Raw genomic sequence first — 16,134 nt, 5'->3', positions numbered from 1 at the left:
GGACCTCGTTAAGCGGAGCGGGTGGGGGCCTCGGGCAAGCAGCGGTCATGCGTTGGGGGTTGGCAGGCGATGGTGGTGCACCAGCACATGCGGCGACGAGGGCGTGCGGGTGAGGCGGCGCTTGCCGCCGCAGTGGCGGTGACCATGGCCGCGATGACCGGATGCGGAGGCCCCGCGAGCGGTGACGACCGGCCTCCGCAGGATCCGGCCGAGGCGGTCCGCGGCGCCGCCGACGGGCTGACCGGGGCCGGCAGCGCGCGGGCGCGTACGGCGATGGAGATGGCCACCGGCGGGACGCGGGTCACGATCCGCGGCGAGGGCGGGGTGGACTTCAAGAACCGGATGGGCCAGCTGCTGGTGATGCTCCCGGCCGATGTGACGGGCAAGCCCGAGCACCGGCCCATCACCGAGCTCCTGGTCCCGGGCGCCCTGTACATGAAGAACCGCGGCGCCGGCGTCCCCGACGACAAGTGGGTCCGGGTGGACACGACGACCCTCGCGGACGGGAACCTGGTCACCGGCGGGGCGACCGACCCGCTGGCGGCGGTCGAGCTGCTGCGGGGCGCGCAGGAGGTGACGTACGTGGGGGAGACCGACGTGGCGGGCACCAAGGTGCGGCACTACCGGGGGACCACGGACATCGGGCGGGCCGCGCAGAGCGCCTCGCCCGGGGTGAAGGGGGCACTGGAGGCGGCGGCGAAAGGGTTCAGCAAGGACACGGTGCCCTTCGACGCGTACCTCGACATGGAGGGGCGGCTGCGCAAGGTCCGCCACCGTTTCACCTATGTCAACAATGGCGTGATCGATGTCTCCTCGACCACGCTGCTGTACGGGTTCGGTACTCCGGTGGTCGTCGTATTGCCCGCAAGCAAGGACATTTTCGCCGGGAAGATCGCCGAATAGCCGGGGTGCGCGGCCCGGGCGGCGCGATCGGACCATGGCCCGGTATCCGGAAATGGTCCATCCGTGTCATGTGCGCAGGGGCCTGCGCTCCCTACGCTGAGAAGCCGAGCGCCGACGGGCGAGGGCGGCAGAAAGAGGTGACACGCGTGACTCCCGCAGGCGGTACGACGGTGCAGGACCACGTGGCGCTCGCCGAGATCGAGCTGTGCGGTGAGCTGATCATCGCGGCCTCGGCGGCGGTCGAGGAGCGGCTGAGCCAGGACCGGATCGACGAGGTGCTGATGGGCATCGGATACCCGTAGCGACCCGGCCCCCGCGGCCGCTCGTGCGCGGATCAGGTCCGCAGCAGCCGGGCGATCGCCTTCGTGGCTTCCTCGACCTTGGCGTCGATCTCGGCCCCGCCCTTGACGGCGGCGTCCGCGACGCAGTGCCGCAGGTGCTCCTCCAGCAGCTGGAGCGCGAAGGACTGGAGTGCCTTCGTGCTCGCCGAGACCTGGGTGAGTATGTCGATGCAGTACACGTCCTCGTCGACGAGCCGCTGCAGGCCGCGGATCTGGCCCTCGATCCGGCGCAGCCGCTTGAGGTGCTCGTCCTTCTGGTGGTGGTAGCCGTGCACCGCCGGTGCCGCCTGGGTGCCGCCTTCGACGCCGGCTCCGGCCTCGGCGCCGGGACCCTCCGCCTCGATGGTCGTCATGCGTCCTCCCGTGGTCCGGAACGAGGGATGTATACCCCTCATGGGTATAGGGTACTGGCCCCCCGGCGAACGGGCAGGGGTCCGTGCCGCCCACTCTGCCCGATGGAGGACACTGGGGAACCGCCGGTTAGCCGTGGCCGGGGGATGCGCCTAGCATCAGCCTGACCGAATCCAATGCACCCCGAGGACCTCACGTGCGATTTCGTCTGACCCCCAGGGAGACGAGCTTCTACGACATGTTCGCCGCATCCGCGGACAACATCGTCACGGGCTCCAAGCTCCTGATGGAACTGCTCGGAGCGGACTCCTCCGCCCGGGCCGAGATCGCGGAGCGGATGCGGGCAGCGGAGCACGCGGGGGATGACGCCACCCACGCGATCTTCCACCAGCTGAACTCCTCCTTCATCACGCCGTTCGACCGCGAGGACATCTACAACCTGGCCTCCTGCCTCGACGACATCATGGACTTCATGGAGGAGGCGGTCGACCTGGTCGTCCTCTACAACGTGGAGGAACTGCCCAAGGGCGTCGAGCAGCAGATCGAGGTACTGGCCCGGGCGGCCGAGCTGACCGCCGAGGCCATGCCGCACCTGCGGACCATGGACAACCTGACCGAGTACTGGATCGAGGTCAACCGGCTGGAGAACCAGGCGGACCAGATCCACCGCAAGCTGCTCGCCCAGCTCTTCAACGGCAAGTACGACGCCATCGAGGTGCTGAAGCTCAAGCAGATCGTCGATGTGCTCGAAGAGGCCGCCGACGCGTTCGAGCACGTCGCGAACACGGTGGAGACCATCGCGGTCAAGGAGTCCTGAACCTCGTGGACACCTTCGCGCTGATCGTGACCATCGGTGTCGCGCTCGGCTTCACTTACACCAACGGGTTCCACGACTCGGCGAACGCGATCGCGACCTCGGTCTCGACGCGTGCGCTGACGCCGCGCGCCGCGCTCGCGATGGCCGCGGTGATGAACCTCGCCGGTGCCTTCCTGGGCAGCGGCGTGGCCAAGACGGTGAGTGAGGGCCTGATCGAGACGCCCCACGGCAACCGGGGCATGTGGATCCTCTTCGCGGCGCTGGTCGGCGCGATCGTCTGGAACCTGATCACCTGGTACTTCGGCCTGCCCTCGTCCTCCTCCCACGCGCTGTTCGGCGGCATGGTGGGCGCGGCGCTGGCGGGCGGGACCGAGGTCATCTGGTCCGGGGTGATCGACAAGGTCGTCATCCCGATGTTCGTCTCGCCGGTCGTCGGCCTCGTCGTCGGCTACCTGGTCATGGTGGCCATCCTGTGGATGTTCCGCCGGTCCAACCCGCACAAGGCCAAGCGCGGCTTCCGTATCGCGCAGACGGTGTCGGCGGCCGGGATGGCGCTGGGCCACGGCCTCCAGGACGCCCAGAAGACGATGGGCATCGTGGTGATGGCCCTGGTCATCGCCGACGTGCAGGATTCGGGCGACGCGATCCCGATCTGGGTCAAGATCGTCTGTGCCGTGATGCTGTCGCTGGGCACCTACGCGGGCGGCTGGCGCATCATGCGCACCCTCGGCCGCAAGATCATCGAGCTGGACCCGCCGCAGGGTTTCGCGGCGGAGACCACCGGCGCCTCGATCATGTTCGGCTCGGCGTTCCTCTTCCACGCGCCGATCTCCACCACCCACGTGATCACCTCGGCGATCATGGGTGTGGGCGCGACCAAGCGGGTCAACGCGGTCCGCTGGGGCGTCGCCAAGAACATCATCATGGGCTGGTTCATCACCATGCCGGCGGCCGCGCTCGTCGCGGCCGTGAGCTTCTGGATCGTGAACCTGGCCTTCGTCGACTAGCGGGCGGGTGCGCGGCTGTACGGACGACCGAGCACCCGGCGTGACGAAAGCGGGCCGGCTCCCCCCACCCAGGGGGAGCCGGCCCTTTTCTTTCGCCTTGCGGTGGCACCGCCATGCAGCACCGCAGGACGTATCGGTTCACGCGGCGCAGCCGCATGAGGTCTGGTGTCGGGGGTCCGGCTCTAGCCGAAGCGGCCCGAGATGTAGTCCTCGGTCGCCTGGACGGACGGGTTGGAGAAGATCCGGTCCGTGTCGTCGATCTCGACGAGCTTGCCCGGCTGGCCGACGGCGGCGAGGTTGAAGAAGGCGGTGCGGTCCGAGACGCGGGCCGCCTGCTGCATGTTGTGCGTCACGATGACGATCGTGAACCGCTCCTTGAGCTCCCCGATCAGGTCCTCGATGGCGAGGGTGGAGATCGGGTCGAGCGCGGAGCAGGGCTCGTCCATCAGCAGGACCTGGGGCTCGACCGCGATGGCGCGGGCGATGCACAGGCGCTGCTGCTGGCCGCCGGAGAGGCCGGAGCCGGGCTTGTTCAGGCGGTCCTTGACCTCGTTCCAGAGGTTGGCGCCCTGGAGGGACTTCTCGACGATGTCCGTGAGCTCGGACTTCTTGAAGGAGCCGTTCAGGCGCAGGCCCGCCGCCACGTTGTCGAAGATCGACATCGTGGGGAAGGGGTTCGGGCGCTGGAAGACCATGCCGACCGTGCGGCGGACCGCGACCGGGTCCACGCCGGGGCCGTAGAGGTTCTCGTCGTCCAGGAGCACCTTGCCCTCGACGCGGCCACCGGGGGTGACCTCGTGCATGCGGTTCAGGGTGCGCAGGAAGGTGGACTTGCCGCAGCCGGAGGGGCCGATGAAGGCGGTCACGGAGCGGGGTTCCACGGTCATCGAGATGTCGTCGATGGCCTTGTGGGAGCCGTAGAAGGCGGAGAGGCCGCTGACGTCGATTCGCTTGGCCATGAGGGTCACTTCTCTTTCAATGCAGTCTCACGCGGCGGAGCCGCAAAAGTCGATACCTAGCGGCCGGTCTTCGGGGCTTTCCAGCGCGCGATGCCGCGTGCCACCAGGTTCAAGATCATGACGAAGGCGATCAGGACGAGCGCAGCGGCCCAGGCCCGGTCGTAGGAGGCTTCACTGCCGACCTTGTACTGCTCCCAGATGTACAGCGGGAGCGAGGACTGGGCACCTTCGAAGGGGTTGTTGTTGATCAGCTGGGTGCCGAAGACCAGCAGCATGATCGGGGCGGTCTCGCCGGCGATGCGGGCGACGGCCAGCATCACACCGGTGGCGATGCCGCCGATGGCGGTGGGGAGGACCACCTTGATGATCACGCGCCACTTCGGCACGCCGAGGGCCAGCGCGGCCTCGCGCAGCTCGTTCGGGACGAGCTTGAGCATCTCCTCGGTGGAGCGGACCACGACCGGCATCATCAGGATCGACAGGGCCATCGCGCCGGCGAAGCCGGACGGGCCGAAGCCGAGCATCAGGTTCCAGGTCGTCAGGATGAACAGGCCCGCGACGATGGAGGGGATGCCGGTCATCACGTCGACGAAGAAGGTGACGGCCTTGGCGAGCGAGCCCCGGCCGTACTCGACCAGGTAGACGGCGGTCAGCAGGCCGATGGGGGCGGCGATCGCGGTGGCCAGGGCGACCTGCTCGATCGTGCCGAGCAGCGCGTGGTAGACGCCGCCGCCGGCCTCGAAGCTGGTCACGCCGTTCATGGAGTGGCCGAGGAAGTTCCCGTCGAGGACCTTCATGCCGCGGCTGATGGTCGTCCACAGCAGCGAGAGCAGCGGGACGAGCGCGAGGATGAAGCAGACCCAGACGACGGAGGTCGCGACGCGGTCCTTGGCCTGGCGGCGGTTCTCGATCACCGAGCTGGCGACGTACGTCACGGTGACGAAGAGCAGGGCCGCGAGCAGCCCCCACTGGATCTTGCTCTGGAGGCCGAAGACGGCTCCGATGCCGCTGCCGAGGGCGGTCGAGAGGACCGCGATGCCGGCCGGGGCCCAGCGGGGCAGGCCGCCGCGGGTCAGGCTCGCGGGGGCGACGGACTTGCGGGCCCGGGTGGGCCGCTGGTCCTGGATTGCGTGGCTCATCAGGCGTTCGCCCCCGAGAAGTCCTTGCGACGGGCGATGATCAGCCGGGCCGCGCCGTTGACCAGCAGGGTCAGGAGGAACAGGACCAGGCCGGAGGCGATCAGCGCGTCGCGGCCGAACTCGTTGGCCTCGTCGAACTTCGCGGCGATGTTCTGCGCGAAGGTGCCGCCGCCCGGGTCCAGGATGTGCAGCGAGATGAGGAAGCTCGGGGAGAGGACCGTCGCGACGGCCATGGTCTCGCCGAGGGCGCGGCCGAGGCCGAGCATCGAGGCGGAGATGACCCCGGAGCGGCCGAAGGGCAGGACCGACATCCGGATGACTTCCCAGCGGGTCGCGCCGAGGGCCAGTGCGGCCTCCTCGTTCATGCGCGGGACCTGGAGGAAGACCTCGCGGCTGACGCTGGTCACGATCGGGAGGATCATGATCGCGAGCAGGATGCCGACGGTGAAGAGCGAGCGCGCGACGCCGACCTGCGACTTGTCGAAGACGTAGGTCCAGCCCAGGTACTCGTCCAGCCAGAGGTTCAGGCCGCCCAGCTGCGGGACGAGGAAGAGGGCGCCCCAGATGCCGTAGATGATCGACGGCACGGCGGCCAGCAGGTCGACCACGTAGGCGAGGGGCGCGGCCAGCTTGCGCGGCGCGTAGTGCGAGATGAACAGGGCGATGCCGACGGCGATCGGGACGGCGATGACCATCGCGATGATCGAGCTGACGACGGTGCCGAAGAGCAGGACGGCGATGCCGAAGACGGGGGGATTGGCGGACGCGTTCCAGTCGAAGGTGGTGAAGAAGTTGCCTTCGTTCTTCGACAGGGCGATCGACGCGCGGTAGGTGAGGAAGACGGCGATCGACGCCATGATCACCAGGAGCGCGATGCCGGAGCCCTTGGAGAGGCCGGCGAAGATCTTGTCACCGGCGCGGCCGGTGGACCTCGTGCTCTTGGAGACAGGCGGAGCCGTGTCTATCTGGGTGGGTGTGGTGGAAGCCATGGTCTTTCCGGTCTGTGTGGGGGGCAGGCCCCCTGGCGGCGGTGCACCGGATTCCCCCGGGTGGAGGGGGAGGGTCCCCGGGTGCCGGGCCGGTCGGACGGGACCGGCCCGGCACCGCGGGGGTCAGGATCAGGCCAGCGACTTGATGACTTCGCGGACCTTGGCGTTGATCTCGGCCGGGATCGGGGCGTAGCCGTTCTCGCCGAGGATCTTCTGACCCGCGTCGGACGCGGTGTAGTTCAGGAAGGACTTCACGGTCGGCAGCGTCTCGGCCTTGTTGCCCTTGTCGCAGACGACCTCGTACGTCACCAGGACGATCGGGTAGGCGCCCTCGGCCTTGGTGGTGTAGTCGAGCTTCAGCGCCAGGTCGGAACCGGTGCCGGCGATCTTGGCGGCGGCGATGGCCTTGGAGGCGTTCTCGCCGGTGGCCTTGACCGGGGTGCCGGCGCCGGTGTTCACGTCGACGGTCTTGATGCTCTGCGAGCTGGCGTAGGAGAGCTCGAAGTAGCCGATCGCGCCGTCGACGGCCTTGACCTGCGAGGCGACACCGGCGGAGCCGGAAGCGCCCTGGCCGCCCGGGGCGGGCCACTTCTTGGAGGCCTCGTACGTCCAGGCGTCGGGAGCGGCGGCCTTGAGGTACTTGCCGAGGTTCTCGGTGGTGCCGGAGTCCTCGGAGCGGTGGAACGCCTGGATGGCGGTCGAGGGAAGCGTGACGCCGGGGTTCAGCTTCTTGATCGCCTCGTCGTCCCACTTCTTGATCTTGTCGTTGAAGATGTTGGCGATCGTCGCGGCGTCGAGGTTCAGCTTGTCCACGCCGGAGACGTTGAAGCCGAGGGCGATCGGGCCGCCGACCATCGGCAGGTTGATGCCCTGGCCGCCGGTGCAGATCTTCTTCGACTCCTCGACCTGCTCGGGCTTCAGCGCGGAGTCCGAGCCGGCGAAGCCGACGGTGCCCTGGTTGAAGGCGACGATGCCCTCGCCGGAGGAGGAGGACTTGTAGTTGACCTCCACGCCGGAGCAGGCGCCCATGTAGTTCTTGACCCACAGGTCGACGGCGTTCTTCTGGGCGGAGGAGCCGGAGGCGAGGAGCTTGCCCTTGGCGTCGTCGCACTTGACGTCGCCGGCGGCGGGTGCCGAGGCCTTGCCGCTCGCCGAGGTGTCGGTCTTGGTGTTGTCGTCCGAGCCGCACGCCGTGAGGACCAGGGCGCCGGACACGACGAGCGCGCCGAGGGCGGAGGCACGAAGCATGCTCTTGCGCTGAAGCTTCACTTTCGGGTGTTCCTTCCAGAAGCCGCCGGCCGCTTTCTGTATCGGGGCGGCGTGCGAAGAGGACTACGGGGTCACTCGGTGCGGGCGGCAGGTTGTGCGCCCGGCTCGCACCTTGCGCTACCGAAATTAGGCAGAACAGGTGAAGCGGTCGACGGGGGTTGGTGAACGGACGGTGAACCGTGGCGGACGGCCTGGTGCGGTTGGGGGGGTTTGTACCCGGACGTAACGGGGCGTTATCCGCACGTTATCCTGCCGTGACCTTCTCCCGGCCCTCGCCGGGTGGTGGTGACGCGATGGCCGGAACTCGACGGTTCCCTGGTGGGGGCGTGGGGCTGCGGGGCCGTGGGGCTCCGCCAATTCTGCGGCTGCCCAGGCAGGCGCGCCCCAAGCACCGGCGGGCCGACGGTGCGAGGGGCGCGTCAGGGGAGGGCCGCGTCAGTGGGAGGGCCGCGTCAGGGGAGGGCCGCGTCAGTGGCGGGACGGCAGCGGCGCCGGGTGCCAGAGGGCCTGGAAGCACTGGCGGGCCGCCTCGACCGCGTGCCGCTGGTCGGCGTGCAGGACTCCGAGGGCGTAGGCGGTGGCCGGGGCGATGCGGGGGGTGCGGGCCGCCGTCGCCGAGGCGGCCGCCGCCTCGGAGGCGTCCCGGTGGCGGTCCAGGGCCTCCCCGGCGGCCGCCAGCCGGGCCACGTCCTCGCCCAGCGCCTCCCGGGCGTACCGGTGGACCCGCAGGAGGCGGCGTACCTCGTGCCAGGCCGCGTCCTCGTGCGCGGAGTACGGGGTGCCGTCCTGCTCCGGCGGGAGCGCGGACACGGCCGCGGACAGCCGGGTTCCGGCCACCGCCGCCAGCGGTACCAGGACCTCGCCGGCCCGCCCGCGGGCCGCGACCGGGTCCAGCGGGACCTCGGAGGCGAGCACCGCCACCGCGTCGGCCACCGCGTGGAACCGGGCCGAGCCCAGCGCCTGGAGGGTGGCCGAGTGGGCGCGGGTCCGGGCCAGGGTGAGCTGCCGCTCCAGCAGCGCGCCCGCGCGGGCGGAGCCCACGGTGAGCGCGCCGGCGGTGCCCCGGGGCGCCGGGACCTCGGGGCTGCCGGAGAGCCGGTGCAGGGCGTCCATCAGCCGGGACAGCCGGGCGGCGTACGCGTGCTCGTCGGCCAGGGTCGAGGAGAGCCAGACCAGCTCCGTGCGCAGCGAGTCGGCCCAGGCGGACTCGGTCACCACGCGGAACGTGCTCAGGGAGGCGGAGATCCGGCGCGCAGCCCCCCGCAGGCTGCGCGCCGCCTCACCTCCTGTGTCGGCGTCGGCCCCGTTCGCCGCGCTCTCGCCGTGCAGGCGCAGGGCGCGCAGGAATGCGGTGGCCTGGGACCGCAGGTACGTGCCGAGCACGTCGCCTGCCATCGGGTCATGGTTTGGCTGAGCCACGCCGGCGCCTCCGGGCGTCTATGAGCATCTCCTGTACGTGCCGCAGCGGCTGGCCTTCGGGGTCCGTGCTGTGCCGGGTCCATTCGCCGTCCGGCCCCAGGTGCCAGGAGGCGGTGTCGTCGGACATGCCGGTTTCCAGCAGCCGGTCCAGTGCCGCGCGGTGGGCCGGGTCGGCGACCCTGACCAGTGCCTCGATGCGGCGGTCGAGGTTGCGGTGCATCATGTCGGCGCTGCCGATCCACACCTCGGGTTCGCCGCCGTTGCCGAAGGCGAAGACCCGGGAGTGCTCCAGGAAGCGGCCGAGGATCGAGCGGACCCGGATGTTCTCCGACAGCCCCACGACCCCGGGTCGTACGGCGCAGATGCCGCGGACCCAGATGTCGACCGGGACGCCTGCCTGGGCGGCCCGGTAGAGGGCGTCGATGAGGGCCTCGTCGACGATCGAGTTCATCTTCAGCCGGACGTACGCGGGCCGGCCGGCCCGGTGGTGGTCGGCCTCCTTGTCGATGCGCGCGATGAGCCCGTCGCGCAGCGACTTCGGTGCGGTCAGCAGCCGGCGGTAGGTCTCGCGCCGCGAGTAGCCGGACAGCCGGTTGAAGAGGTCGGAGAGGTCCGCGCCGACCTGCGGGTCCGCGGTGAGCAGGCCGAGGTCCTCGTAGAGGCGGGCGGTCTTGGGGTGGTAGTTGCCGGTGCCGACGTGGGAGTAGCGGCGCAGCTGATCGCCTTCCTGGCGGACGACGAGCGAGAGCTTGCAGTGGGTCTTGAGGCCGACGAGCCCGTAGACGACGTGGCAGCCGGACTCCTCCAGCTTGCGCGCCCATTTGATGTTGGCCTGCTCGTCGAAGCGGGCCTTGATCTCGACGAGTACGAGGACCTGCTTGCCGGATTCGGCCGCGTCGATGAGGGCGTCGACTATCGGGGAGTCGCCGGAGGTGCGGTACAGGGTCTGCTTGATCGCGAGGACGTCCGGGTCGGCGGCGGCCTGTTCCAGGAAGGCCTGTACCGAGGTGGAGAAGGAGTCGTACGGGTGGTGCAGCAGGACGTCCCGTTCGCGCAGCGCGGCGAAGATGTCGGGCGCGGAGGCGGACTCCACCTCGGCGAGGTCGCGGTGGGTGCCGGCGACGAACTTCGGGTACTTCAGCTCGGGCACGTCGAGGGAGGCGATCCCGAAGAGGGCGGTCAGGTCCAGCGGGCCCGGCAGCGGGTACACCTCGGCGGCGCTGACGTTGAGCTCCTGCACGAGGAGGTCCAGTACGCCGGGGTCGATGGACTCCTCGACCTCCAGGCGCACGGGCGGGCCGAAGCGGCGCCGCATGAGCTCCTTCTCCAGTGCCTGGAGCAGGTTCTCCGCGTCGTCCTCCTCGACCTCCAGGTCCTCGTTGCGGGTGACCCGGAACATGTGGTGCGCGAGCACCTCCATGCCGGGGAAGAGCTCCTCCAGGTGCGCGGCGATGACGTCCTCCAGCGGGACGTAGCGCTGCGGGGAGGCCTCCAGGAAGCGCGAGAGGAGCGGCGGGACCTTGACCCGGGCGAAGTGGCGGTGGCCGCTGACGGGGTTGCGCACGACGACGGCCAGGTTCAGGGAGAGGCCGGAGATGTACGGGAAGGGGTGCGCGGGGTCCACGGCCAGCGGGGTGAGCACCGGGAAGATCTGGTTGCGGAACAGGGTGAAGAGGCGGGCCTGCTCCTTCTCGGTGAGGTCGGGCCACCGGATGAGGTGGATGCCCTCCTCGGCGAGCTGCGGGGCGATGTCGTGCTGGTAGCAGGCGGCGTGCCGGGCCATGAGCTCGCGCGAGCGGGTCCAGATCTGCTCCAGCACCTCGCGGGGCTGGAGGCCGGAGGCCGAGCGGGTGGCGACGCCGGTCGCGATGCGGCGCTTGAGGCCGGCGACGCGGACCATGAAGAACTCGTCGAGGTTGCTGGCGAAGATCGCCAGGAAGTTCGCCCGTTCCAGCAGCGGGGTCGCGGGGTCCTCCGCGAGCTCCAGCACCCGTTCGTTGAAGGCGAGCCAGCTGCGCTCCCGGTCCAGGAACCGCCCGGGGGGCAGCTCGCCGCCTTCCTTGTCCTCGTAGGCGTCGAGGTCGGCGTCGAGGTCGGGATCGAGATCCACGTGGCCGGCGTTCGGGCGGTGCGCGGCTATGGAACCGATGCGCGACGGCGCCGGGGCGGGGGTGTGAGACGGGTGCTGGGCGGGGACCTCGGTGGGACCTGCGCTGGGCTTGTGGCTCATGACTCCATTCTTCCGCGCACGCGGCAGGACAGGCGCGTCGGAAGTGTCGGCCGTCAGTCGGAGTCGGGGCTGCATGGTGGGAGACTGGCAAGCGCGTCTTAATGCCCGGTTAATGGCGAATGGCTTCCAGGCTCCGCCTGGCGCACGGGCGGGCGCCGGGGGCCGCGCGTTGCTCCGTTCGGGCTCCCGCGTGCGCGGGAGCCCTCGCGGCCCGTACGGGGGCACCCGGCGGGCGGGTCAGCTCTCGGTGCGGTACATCAGGTCGACCTCGTGGGTGGTGAAGCCGAGGCCCTCGTACACGGCGAGGGCGGCCGGGTTGTCGGCGTCCACGTAGAGCATCGCGGTGGGCAGGCCGGCCGCGGCCAGGTGGCGCAGGCCGATGGCGGTGAGGGCCTTGCCGAGGCCGCCGCCCTGGGCGCCGGGGCGGACGCCGACCACGTAGACCTCGCCGAGCTGCTCCGCCGCGTGGACCTTCGTCCAGTGGAAGCCGACCAGCTCGCCGTCGCGTTCCGCGAGGAAGAAGCCCTTCGCGTCGAACCACGGCTGCGCGATCCGGTCGTTGAGGTCCCGCTGCGTGAGCGAGCCCTGTTCGGGGTGGTGGGCGAAGGCGGCCGCGTTCGCCGCGAGCCAGGCCGCGTCGTCGGAGCCGGGGGCGAAGGTGCGCACGGTGACCCCGGGCGGCAGTGCGGGTTCGGGCAGCGGGGGTGCTTCGGGGCCGAGGGGGCGGCGCAGCTGGCGGAGTTCGCGGAAGAGGGTCAGGCCGAGGACCTGTGCGAGGTGCCGGGCGGCGGACTTGCCGCCGTGCGCCCACACCCGGATCCGCTTGCCGGAGGCGGCCAGCAGGGCGGTGCCCAGGGCCCGGCCGTGGCCGCGGCCGCGCAGGGCGGGGTGGACGACGAGCTCGGCGGCCGGGGCCTCGACCGGGTCGGTGTCCTCGAGTTGCCCGTATGCGGCGAGCCGGCCGCCGTCGCTGAGCAGGAAGTGCCGGATGCCTTCGCGGGTTCCGCCGCGGAGCTGGAGGCGGCCCTGTTCGGACACGGCTGTGGTGCCGTCGGTGCGGGCCGCGTCCTCGATCAGGGCGAGTACGGAGTCGGCCTGTTCCTCCGTCAGCTCGTCGAGGATCTGAATCTGCCGTCCTGGTTCCAGGGCCGCTGCTGCGTCAGTCATGACCCCACCGTACGACCGCAACCTGCCCGTAACCCATTAGCCCCTGTCGTGCTACGCGCGTTGACAATAGGCTGCGGCGGACCTCCCAAGTTGTCTCGCTGTCCACAAAGGGGAATAAATGTCAGCGACGCCACAACGGCACCGCCGAGCCCGCCGGTTGACCTTCGCCGCTCTCGCCGTCACGGCCGGGGCCGGAGCCATGGTCGCCGCCGCCCTCCCGGCCGGAGCCGCGAGTGGTGGCGGTACGGCCACGAGCCGGACCGTCGACGTGCAGATGCTGTCGTTCAACGACTTCCACGGCACGCTGGAGCCCCCGCAGGGCTCCTCCGGGACCGTGGGCGAACGCCAGGCGGACGGCACCACCAAGTCCATACCCGCAGGCGGCGTCGAGTACCTGGCGACCAGCCTGCGCGAAGCCCGCAAGGGCCACGAGTACTCCGTCACCGCCGCGGCCGGTGACATGATCGGCGGCAGCCCGATGCTGTCCGGGCTCTTCCACGACGAGCCGACCGTCGAGGCGCTGAACAAGCTCGACCTGGACGTCACCAGCGTGGGCAACCACGAGTTCGACGAGGGCAAGACCGAGCTGCGCCGCATGGCGTACGGCGGCTGCCACCCCACCGACGGCTGCTTCGAGTACGGCAAGACCTTCGGTGGATCCGAGTTCCAGTACCTCGCCGCCAATGTGACGGACGAGAAGACCAAGCGTCCGCTGATGTCGCCCACCTTCATCTGGAAGAAGGGGGACGTGAAGATCGGCTTCATCGGCGTCACCCTGGAGGGCACTCCGGACGTCGTGACCGCCGAGGGGGTCAAGGGCCTCAAGTTCGGCGACGAGGTCGAGACGATCAACAAGTACGCCGCCGAGCTGAACAAGCAGGGCGTGAAGTCGATCGTCGCGCTGATCCACGAGGGCGGTCTGCCCGCCAACGGCGCGTACAACTACGACTGCGACGTGCCGGGCGCGGGCGCCGGCGTATCCGGTGCGATCGTCGACATCGCCAAGAACGTCGACGCCAAGGTCGACGCGCTGGTGACGGGCCACACGCACCAGGCGTACGCCTGCAACATCCCCGACCCGGCGGGCAACCCGCGCATGGTGACCTCGGCGGCCTCCTACGGGCGGCTGTTCACGGACACCACGCTGACGTACGACCGGCAGACCAAGGACATCGTCCGTACGCCGGTCAGCTCGCCCAAGCCGGTCAACAAGGTCGTCACCCGTGAGCAGCCCAAGGCCGCGGACATGACCGAGCTGCTCAAGCGCTGGAACGCGCTCGCGGCCCCGGTCGCGAGCCGTCCGCAGGGCTACATCTCGGCGGACATCGCGGGCCGCGGCTCCGACGCGCCCGAGAAGCCGCTCGGCGACCTGATCGCCGACGCCCAGCTGGAGGCCACGGCCCCGGCGGACAAGGGCGGCGCGCAGCTGGCCATCATGAACCCGGGCGGCATCCGCGCCGACCTCGCGTACAAGGCCGCGGGCGACGAGGGCGACGGCGTGGTGACGTACGGCGAGTCGTACACGGTCCAGCCCTTCAACAACCTGATGAACATCGTGGACCTGACCGGCGCGCAGCTGGTCACCGCGCTGCAGCAGCAGGTCAGCGGCACGGTCAACGGCCCGAACCCGAAGATCCTCCAGGTGTCGAAGGGCTTCACGTACACCCTCGACCTGACGAAGACGGGCGCGGACCGCATCGTCGTGGACTCGGTGAAGCTGAACGGCGCGGCCATCGACCCCGCCAAGACCTACCGGGTCGCGATGAACGAGTTCCTCGCGGGCGGCGGTGACGGTTTCACCGTCCTGAAGGACCACAAGAACAAGCTGGTGGGCGTGCCCGACCTGGAGGCGTTCAACGTCTACCTGGGCAAGTCGACGGCGGCGGCCCCGATCGCCCCGCCGGCGGCGGACCGGATCAAGGTCGTCAAGTAGCACCCGCGTACGCAGCGCGCCCGAAGGGGCGGCGGGCCTTCCGGCCCGCCGCCCCTTCGGCGTTCCCGCGCCTTCCCGCGCCTTCCCGCGCCTTCGGCGTTCCCCCGCACCCCCGTGGCGGAGGGGTCAGAGGGCGGCGAGGAACTTCCCGACGGCCTCGTGGAGGCCCTGCGGGTCCGTGAACGGCAGGAAGTGGTCCCCGTCCAGGGGCGCGTACGAGGTCCCGGGCCGCCGGGAGACCATCGCGTCCGCCTGCTCCTGCGGGAGCGACGCGCTGCGGACGCCGTGGACCAGCAGCGCCGGGCACGTGCTCCCGAGCCAGGCGTCCCAGTGGTCGCCGCGGCAGGCCTCGACGGAGTCGAGCATGTCCTGGGGGTGGAACGGCAGCCGCCAGCCTCCGTCGGGCAGCGGGCGGAGCGCCTCGGCGACGAACTGCGAGCCCACCGGCCCGGCGGCGGCGAGGAGTTCCTCCCGGGTGGGCGCGGCGTACCGCATGCCGTGGAGGAAGGCCGTCCACGCGCCGCCCGCGGGGTGGATCTCCACGGCGGCCTCCACGTTGACGAGCGCCGAGATCCGGTGGGGGTGGGCGGCGGCCAGGTGGACGGCGTTGAGTCCGCCGAGGGAGTAGCCGAGGAGGGCGACGGGGGCGTCCAGGCCGAGGTGGTCGAGCAGCGCGACGGCGTCGGCGACGTATCCGGCGCGGCTGTAGTCGGCGGCCCGGCCGGAGTCGCCGTGGCCCCGCTGGTCGGGGGCGATGACCCGCCACGCGTCGCCCAGGGCGGCGGCGAGGCCGGCGAAGGCGAGGCCCTCGGACATGCCTCCGTGCAGCGCCAGCAGCGGGCGGCCCGGGCCGCCGAAGTCCAGGTACGACAGCGTGCGGTCGTCGATCGTCAGCGTGTGGCGCATGGTTCCGCTCCCCGTGTGTGTCCTGCGGTGACGGGTCCGAGCCTGCCAGGATTTGGGCAAGCGCGCAATACGTATGTCTTGGGCGGGCGCCCAAAAGGTGGCGCGGATACGATCCGGGCATGGGAAATCGCGAGGACCTGCTGGCCGGAGCGCGCCGCTGCCTGAAGGAGAAGGGGTACCTGCGCACCACCGTGCGCGACATCGCCTCGGCGTCGAAGGTGAGCATGGCCGCGATCGGCTACCACTTCGGATCGCGTGAGGCCCTGCTCAACCTCGCGCTCTTCGACGCCATGGACGAGTGGGCCGCCGGCTCCGGCCGGCTCGCGGGCCAGGGCGCCACCACCGCCGAGCGGTACGCCGACACCTGGGACCGCAAGATCCGGGACTTCGGCGACATGCGCTGGCTCTGGATCGCCAACGTCGAGGCCTTCGTCCACGCGCAGTCCTCCCCGGAGCTGCTCGCGACCCTCGCCGAAGGCCAGCGCCGGTCCCGGCGCATGGTGGCCGCGCAGCTGCGCGGGGTCCCCGAGGACGCGGTGGCGGAGGAGGACGTACGCGCCCTCGGGTCGGTGCACATCGCCTTGCTGAGCGGGGTGATGGTGCAGGCGCTGACCGACCCGGAGCACGCGCCCAGCGGCCGGGATCTCGCCCAAGGGCTGCGCGCCATGGCGGAGTTGCTCGAAAGGTGACCACTACCGATGGGT

The 16,134-nt window shown here is 70.5% G+C and carries 15 protein-coding genes; 6 read left to right on the top strand and 9 right to left on the bottom strand.

All coding sequences use genetic code 11. The features are described from left to right. Nucleotides 1-69: 69 nt before the first annotated feature. Nucleotides 70-903: an SCO4651 family lipoprotein gene (locus ACZ4TG_RS29630; RefSeq protein WP_468168230.1), complete on the top strand. Its 834-nt coding sequence runs from the start codon at nucleotides 70-72 to the stop codon at nucleotides 901-903. Between the two features lie 146 nt (nucleotides 904-1,049). Next, the gene (locus tag ACZ4TG_RS29625) at nucleotides 1,050-1,205 is read left to right on the top strand and encodes a hypothetical protein (protein ID WP_468168318.1); all 156 of its coding nucleotides are present in this window, start codon (nucleotides 1,050-1,052) and stop codon (nucleotides 1,203-1,205) included. Between the two features lie 32 nt (nucleotides 1,206-1,237). On the opposite strand, the gene ACZ4TG_RS29620 is transcribed toward ACZ4TG_RS29625, so the two are convergent. After that, a complete protein-coding gene (locus ACZ4TG_RS29620) occupies nucleotides 1,238-1,597 on the bottom strand; it encodes a metal-sensitive transcriptional regulator (protein WP_468168227.1) in 360 nt (119 codons plus the stop codon). Between the two features lie 194 nt (nucleotides 1,598-1,791). On the opposite strand from ACZ4TG_RS29620, the gene ACZ4TG_RS29615 reads away from it, so the two are divergent. Both ACZ4TG_RS29615 and ACZ4TG_RS29610 read left to right on the top strand, forming a co-directional pair. Next, nucleotides 1,792-2,412, top strand: a complete 621-nt coding sequence (locus ACZ4TG_RS29615) for a DUF47 domain-containing protein (RefSeq protein ID WP_365924998.1) — start codon at nucleotides 1,792-1,794, stop codon at nucleotides 2,410-2,412. Between the two features lie 5 nt (nucleotides 2,413-2,417). Next, complete coding sequence (locus ACZ4TG_RS29610; RefSeq protein WP_468168224.1) at nucleotides 2,418-3,419, top strand: inorganic phosphate transporter; 1,002 nt, start codon at nucleotides 2,418-2,420, stop codon at nucleotides 3,417-3,419. 182 nt (nucleotides 3,420-3,601) lie between these two features. Here ACZ4TG_RS29610 and pstB read toward each other — a convergent pair whose 3' ends face one another. From pstB to mshD, 7 genes are all read right to left on the bottom strand, one after another. After that, nucleotides 3,602-4,378, bottom strand: a complete 777-nt coding sequence (pstB, locus tag ACZ4TG_RS29605; RefSeq protein ID WP_382642909.1) for a phosphate ABC transporter ATP-binding protein PstB — start codon at nucleotides 4,376-4,378, stop codon at nucleotides 3,602-3,604. A 56-nt stretch (nucleotides 4,379-4,434) separates the two neighbouring features. Beyond that, on the bottom strand, nucleotides 4,435-5,517 hold the full coding sequence (gene pstA, locus ACZ4TG_RS29600) for a phosphate ABC transporter permease PstA (protein ID WP_468168220.1): 1,083 nt from the start codon (nucleotides 5,515-5,517) through the stop codon (nucleotides 4,435-4,437). Beyond that, nucleotides 5,517-6,506 carry a phosphate ABC transporter permease subunit PstC gene (pstC, locus tag ACZ4TG_RS29595; protein WP_468168217.1) on the bottom strand — a complete coding sequence of 330 codons (990 nt, stop codon included), beginning with the start codon at nucleotides 6,504-6,506 and terminating at the stop codon, nucleotides 5,517-5,519. Before pstC ends, pstA begins: the two co-directional genes overlap by 1 nt. A 129-nt stretch (nucleotides 6,507-6,635) precedes the next feature. Continuing rightward, on the bottom strand, nucleotides 6,636-7,775 hold the full coding sequence (gene pstS / locus ACZ4TG_RS29590) for a phosphate ABC transporter substrate-binding protein PstS (RefSeq protein WP_468168214.1): 1,140 nt from the start codon (nucleotides 7,773-7,775) through the stop codon (nucleotides 6,636-6,638). A 468-nt stretch (nucleotides 7,776-8,243) separates the two neighbouring features. Then, on the bottom strand, nucleotides 8,244-9,170 hold the full coding sequence (locus tag ACZ4TG_RS29585) for a CHAD domain-containing protein (RefSeq protein WP_468168211.1): 927 nt from the start codon (nucleotides 9,168-9,170) through the stop codon (nucleotides 8,244-8,246). A gap of 4 nt (nucleotides 9,171-9,174) precedes the next feature. After that, nucleotides 9,175-11,424, bottom strand: coding sequence for an RNA degradosome polyphosphate kinase (locus ACZ4TG_RS29580; RefSeq protein WP_468168208.1), 2,250 nt, complete (start codon nucleotides 11,422-11,424; stop codon nucleotides 9,175-9,177). A 237-nt stretch (nucleotides 11,425-11,661) separates the two neighbouring features. Then, the gene (mshD, locus tag ACZ4TG_RS29575) at nucleotides 11,662-12,591 is read right to left on the bottom strand and encodes a mycothiol synthase (RefSeq protein WP_468168205.1); all 930 of its coding nucleotides are present in this window, start codon (nucleotides 12,589-12,591) and stop codon (nucleotides 11,662-11,664) included. Nucleotides 12,592-12,709: 118 nt separating this feature from the next. Here mshD and ACZ4TG_RS29570 point away from each other — a divergent pair, with 118 nt between their 5' ends. Continuing rightward, entirely contained in the window at nucleotides 12,710-14,524 is a 1,815-nt protein-coding gene (locus ACZ4TG_RS29570) for a bifunctional metallophosphatase/5'-nucleotidase (protein WP_468168202.1), read from the top strand. A 126-nt stretch (nucleotides 14,525-14,650) separates the two neighbouring features. Here the strand turns inward: ACZ4TG_RS29570 and ACZ4TG_RS29565 are convergent, their stop codons facing one another. Further along, the gene (locus ACZ4TG_RS29565) at nucleotides 14,651-15,430 is read right to left on the bottom strand and encodes an alpha/beta fold hydrolase (protein ID WP_468168199.1); all 780 of its coding nucleotides are present in this window, start codon (nucleotides 15,428-15,430) and stop codon (nucleotides 14,651-14,653) included. A gap of 119 nt (nucleotides 15,431-15,549) precedes the next feature. On the opposite strand from ACZ4TG_RS29565, the gene ACZ4TG_RS29560 reads away from it, so the two are divergent. Beyond that, nucleotides 15,550-16,119 (top strand): TetR/AcrR family transcriptional regulator, encoded by a 570-nt coding sequence (locus ACZ4TG_RS29560; protein ID WP_468168196.1) that lies wholly within the window; start codon nucleotides 15,550-15,552, stop codon nucleotides 16,117-16,119. Nucleotides 16,120-16,134: the final 15 nt, after the last annotated feature.

The organism is Streptomyces sp. NPDC028314 (genome assembly GCF_055565795.1).
The sequence above is the reverse complement of the archived record's forward strand: the minus strand, read 5'-3'. Positions and strand labels throughout refer to the sequence as shown.

Excerpts from the sequence above, each read along its gene's own strand:
- ACZ4TG_RS29585 (WP_468168211.1), bottom strand. The coding sequence starts at position 9,170 with ATGGCAGGCGACGTGCTCGGCACGTACCTGCGGTCCCAGGCCACCGCA.
- ACZ4TG_RS29570 (WP_468168202.1), top strand. The coding sequence starts at position 12,710 with ATGTCAGCGACGCCACAACGGCACCGCCGAGCCCGCCGGTTGACCTTC.
- ACZ4TG_RS29630 (WP_468168230.1), top strand. The coding sequence starts at position 70 with ATGGTGGTGCACCAGCACATGCGGCGACGAGGGCGTGCGGGTGAGGCG.
- ACZ4TG_RS29560 (WP_468168196.1), top strand. The coding sequence starts at position 15,550 with ATGGGAAATCGCGAGGACCTGCTGGCCGGAGCGCGCCGCTGCCTGAAG.
- pstC (WP_468168217.1), bottom strand. The coding sequence starts at position 6,506 with ATGGCTTCCACCACACCCACCCAGATAGACACGGCTCCGCCTGTCTCC.
- pstB (WP_382642909.1), bottom strand. The coding sequence starts at position 4,378 with ATGGCCAAGCGAATCGACGTCAGCGGCCTCTCCGCCTTCTACGGCTCC.
- ACZ4TG_RS29580 (WP_468168208.1), bottom strand. The coding sequence starts at position 11,424 with ATGAGCCACAAGCCCAGCGCAGGTCCCACCGAGGTCCCCGCCCAGCAC.
- ACZ4TG_RS29620 (WP_468168227.1), bottom strand. The coding sequence starts at position 1,597 with ATGACGACCATCGAGGCGGAGGGTCCCGGCGCCGAGGCCGGAGCCGGC.
- pstA (WP_468168220.1), bottom strand. The coding sequence starts at position 5,517 with ATGAGCCACGCAATCCAGGACCAGCGGCCCACCCGGGCCCGCAAGTCC.
- ACZ4TG_RS29565 (WP_468168199.1), bottom strand. The coding sequence starts at position 15,430 with ATGCGCCACACGCTGACGATCGACGACCGCACGCTGTCGTACCTGGAC.
- mshD (WP_468168205.1), bottom strand. The coding sequence starts at position 12,591 with ATGACTGACGCAGCAGCGGCCCTGGAACCAGGACGGCAGATTCAGATC.